4 protein-coding genes are annotated in these 3,957 nt (G+C 75.0%); 2 read left to right on the top strand and 2 right to left on the bottom strand.

Annotated features, from left to right (window positions below; all coding sequences use genetic code 11):
- Both hemG and hemE read right to left on the bottom strand, forming a co-directional pair.
- Positions 1–670: protoporphyrinogen oxidase (gene hemG, locus EYA84_RS28210; protein ID WP_131056948.1), on the bottom strand; the 670-nt coding region annotated here is incomplete at its 3' end.
- Between the two features lie 5 nt (positions 671–675).
- On the bottom strand, positions 676–1,761 hold the full coding sequence (hemE, locus tag EYA84_RS28205; RefSeq protein ID WP_131056946.1) for a uroporphyrinogen decarboxylase: 1,086 nt from the start codon (positions 1,759–1,761) through the stop codon (positions 676–678).
- Between the two features lie 209 nt (positions 1,762–1,970).
- Between hemE and EYA84_RS28200 the strand changes: the two genes are divergently transcribed.
- Together EYA84_RS28200 and EYA84_RS28195 are read left to right on the top strand one after the other, a co-directional pair.
- Positions 1,971–2,543, top strand: coding sequence for a DUF3000 domain-containing protein (locus EYA84_RS28200; protein WP_131056944.1), 573 nt, complete (start codon positions 1,971–1,973; stop codon positions 2,541–2,543).
- 91 nt (positions 2,544–2,634) lie between these two features.
- The coding region (locus EYA84_RS28195) for a ribonuclease D (RefSeq protein WP_131056942.1) at positions 2,635–3,957 on the top strand (1,323 nt) is incomplete at its 3' end.

The raw sequence follows: 3,957 nt of genomic DNA, 5'->3' as shown, positions 1-3,957 counted from the left end.
CCAGGGTGCCGAAGACCGGCTCGCCGGGGGCGCGGGGGGTGGCGGCCTGCGCCGCGCGTACCGCACCGAGCAGCGTGTGCTCCGTCCGGGCCGCCCGGGCCAGCGCCGGCATGGTGGTGGCCAGTGAGAGGTCGTCGGCGCGGCCGGCGTACACGCCGCCGAGCATCGGGTCGACCAGCCGGTCGACCACCTCGTCGCCGAAGCGGGCGCGGACCAGCGCGCCGACGGCGACGTCCTCGTCCGGGCCGAGCAGCGGCCGACCGCCGTCGTGGTCGGCCTCCGGCGTCGGCCGGGCCACCGCCGTCACCTTCGCCAGATCCCCGGGTACGCCCACCAGCGTCCCGCCCGGGATCGGGCGCAGCCCGCCGTCGACGGCGAGGGCGGCCTGCCCGACGGTCGGGTGCACGATCCGGTCGGCCAGCCCGAGTCGGCGGACCAGGGTCACCGCGGCCGACTCACCGCCGGCCGGGTCCCGCATCAGGAACGACTCGGCGCCGAACTCCACCGGCCCGCCGGCCAGCTCGCCGGTGCGCAGCTTGCCACCGAGCGCGCCGGACTGCTCGTACACGGTGATCTCGGTGCCCTCGGGGGCCCGGTCGCGCAACCGCAACGCGGCGGCCAGCCCGGTGATGCCGCCGCCGACCACCGCCACCCGCCACCGCGTCGCCATGGCGGTCAGTCCCGGGCGGAGAGCTCGTGGACCAGCGCGACCACCCGGGTCAACACCTCCGGATCGGTCTCCGGCAGGACGCCGTGGCCGAGGTTGAACACGTGCCCGGGGGTGGCCCGGCCCTCGTCGAGGATCCGCCGCACCTCGGCCTCGATCACCGGCCACGGGGCGAACAGCAGGCACGGGTCGAGGTTGCCCTGCACGGCCTTGTCCGGCCCGATCCGGCCGGTAGCGACGTCCAGCGGCGTACGCCAGTCCACGCCGACCACGTCGGCACCGGCCTCGCCCATCGCACCGAGCAGCTCGGCGGTGCCCACCCCGAAGTGGATCCGGGGCACACCCGAGTCGGCCAGCCCGCTGAGCACGGCCGTCGAGTGGGGCAGCACGAAGCGACGGTAGTCGGCCTCGGAGAGCGCGCCGGCCCAGGAGTCGAAGAGCTGTACGGCGGAGACCCCGGCCTCGATCTGTACGCGCAGGAACGCCAACGTCACCTCGGCCAGCCGGCCGGCCAGCGCGTGCCACAGCTCGGGCTCGCCGTACATCAGGGCCTTGGTCTTGGCGTGGGTCCGCGACGGCCCGCCCTCGACCAGGTAGCTGGCGAGCGTGAAGGGGGCACCGGCGAAGCCGATCAGCGGCGTGTCGCCCAACTCCTTGACCAGCATCCGGACCGCCTCGTCGACGTACCCGACGTCGCTGCGGTCGATGGGTCGGATCCGCGCGACGTCGGCGGCGGTGCGGACCGGTTCGGCCACCACCGGGCCGGTTCCGGGCACGATGTCCAGGTCGACCCCGGCCGCGGCGACCGGCACCACGATGTCGCTGAACAGGATCGCCGCGTCCACGTGGTGCCGGCGTACCGGCTGGAGGGTGATCTCGGTGACCAGCTCGGGGCGGCGGCAGGACTCCAGCATCGCCACGTTGGCCCGGATCTGGCGGTACTCCGGCAGCGAGCGGCCGGCCTGGCGCATGAACCAGACCGGGGTGTGTGGGACGGACCGGCGGCGGCACGCCCGTACGAAGGGCGAGTCGGCCGGCCCGTCGGGGCGGGTTGCGTCGTCTCGGGCGGCGTCGCCCGTGGTCTCGGTGGCCATCGCGGCCATCGTGCCACGCGGCCGATCCCCACCCCGCGCCCACCGCCGGCTTTGTGACGTAGCGGGCGTGCAAGGAAGGGCCCCCTGCTAACGCCTGCGGTAGAGCAGGGGACCCCTGCTAACACAGAAGCGGGCGGAGCGCGCCCGTGTGGGGAGATCGTCGGCGCGCCATCCCGGCCGGGAACCGGGCGGCGGCTTAGGCTGCGAACATGGCCGCCCCGATCGCGCTCCCGGACACCTTCGCCCGCGCGGTCACCGGGCTCCGGGTGTCGGCGCCTCGACCGGAGATCGTGCTGGAGGAGGTCGGCGCGCCGCAGCGGCTGGCGCCGTACTCCTTCGCCCTCTCCGCGGCGGTGCTGCGCGACGGTGACGAGGTGGCCACCGCCCGGCTGATCCTGCTGCACGACCCCGCCGGCCACGAGGGGTGGCAGGGCACCCTGCGACTGGTCACCTACGTGAGCGCCGAGCTGGAGGTCGACCTGGCCACCGACCCGCTGCTGCCCGGGGTGGCCTGGACCTGGCTCACCGACGCGCTGGAGACGCACGACGCCGGGCACCGGGCGATCGGCGGCACGATCACCCAGACGGCGTCGAACCGGTTCGGCGACCTGGCGGGTCCGCCGGCCGCCTGTGACATCGAGATCCGCGCGTCGTGGACCCCGACCGGCATCGAGCTCACCCCGCACCTGTACGCCTGGTGCACGCTGCTCGCCTCGACGGCGGGTCTGCCGCCGCCGGGTGTCACCGCGCTGCCCGAGCGGCGCGCCGCGGCCGCCGGTTGACGGGGCCGGTACGGCACCCAGGCGGCGAACCGCCGACACGCGGCGGGGCGGGTGCGCGCCGCACGATCCATTGGCGCACTAGGGTTGCCAGGTGACCGACGAACCACCCCTGCGCCGTCGGACCGCCGCAAGCCGTACGGGAAACGACACGCACCACGAGCCGTCGGCGCGGCCGGAGCCGTCGGACGCGGGGACCGAACCCACTGGCGGCGAGTCCGTGCCGTTGACCGCCCCACGTGAGGGCACTCCCGAACCGGTGGCGACACCGGACCAACTCACCGAGGTGGTGGCCCGTTTCGCGGCCGGCACCGGTCCGGTGGCCCTGGACGCCGAGCGCGCCTCCGGCTACCGCTACAGCCAAAGGGCGTACCTGGTGCAGTTACGCCGCCAGGGCGCCGGCACCGTGCTGATCGACCCGTTGCCGCTACCCGACCTGAGCATGCTCGACGCGGCGATAGCCGACACGGAGTGGGTGCTGCACGCGGCCAACCAGGATCTGCCCTGCCTCGCCGAGCTGGGGTTGCGACCACGCCGACTGTTCGACACCGAGCTGGCCGCCCGGCTGGCCGGGTTCGAGCGGGTCGGCCTGGCCGCGCTCACCGAGCAGTTGCTCGGGTTCAGCCTGGAGAAGCACCACTCGGCGGCGGACTGGTCCAGCCGGCCGTTGCCGGAGTCCTGGCTCACCTACGCCGCCCTGGACGTGGAGCTGCTGACCGACCTGCGGGACGCGCTCGACGCGGAACTGTCCCGGCAGGGCAAGTCCGCGTGGGCGGCCGAGGAGTTCGCTGCGCTGGTGAACAGCGGGGACCGTCCACCCCGGGTCCGGGCCGACCCGTGGCGGCGCACCTCCGGCATCCACCGGGTACGCGGAGCGCGGGCGCAGGCCCGGGTGCGCTCCCTCTGGTACGCCCGCGACCAGATCGCCGCCCGTCGGGATGCGGCACCGGGGCGGGTCCTGCCCGACTCGGCCATCGTGGCCGCCGCCGAGCTGGACCCGAAGGACGAGAAGACGCTGCTCACCCTGCCCGGTTTCGGCGGTCGGTCGGTACGCCGGCTGGCGCGGACCTGGCTGACGGCGCTGGACGACGCCCGGCAGTTGCCGGACGACGAGTTGCCGGTGACGCCGACGGTGGAGGGCCCGCCACCACCGCACCGGTGGGCCGAACGGGACCCGGCCGCCGCCGCCCGGCTGGCCCGTTCCCGTGAGGTGGTGCTGCGGGTGGCCGGCGCGCACCATCTGCCGCCGGAGAACCTGATCTCCCCGGACACCATCCGCCGCGTCGCCTGGCAGCCTCCCGAGGAGATCACCGAACACACCGTCGCCGAGGCGCTCCGCAGCCACCACGCCCGGGACTGGCAGATCGACCTCCTCCTCCCCGACCTGGCCGAAGCCCTGACCGCCCCACCCCCACCC

The organism is Verrucosispora sp. SN26_14.1 (assembly GCF_004307965.1).
GTDB lineage: Bacteria > Actinomycetota > Actinomycetes > Mycobacteriales > Micromonosporaceae > Micromonospora.
This window is presented reverse-complemented; position numbering and strand designations above follow the sequence as displayed.

Excerpts from the sequence above, each read along its gene's own strand:
- EYA84_RS28200 (WP_131056944.1), top strand. The coding sequence starts at position 1,971 with ATGGCCGCCCCGATCGCGCTCCCGGACACCTTCGCCCGCGCGGTCACC.
- hemE (WP_131056946.1), bottom strand. The coding sequence starts at position 1,761 with ATGGCCACCGAGACCACGGGCGACGCCGCCCGAGACGACGCAACCCGC.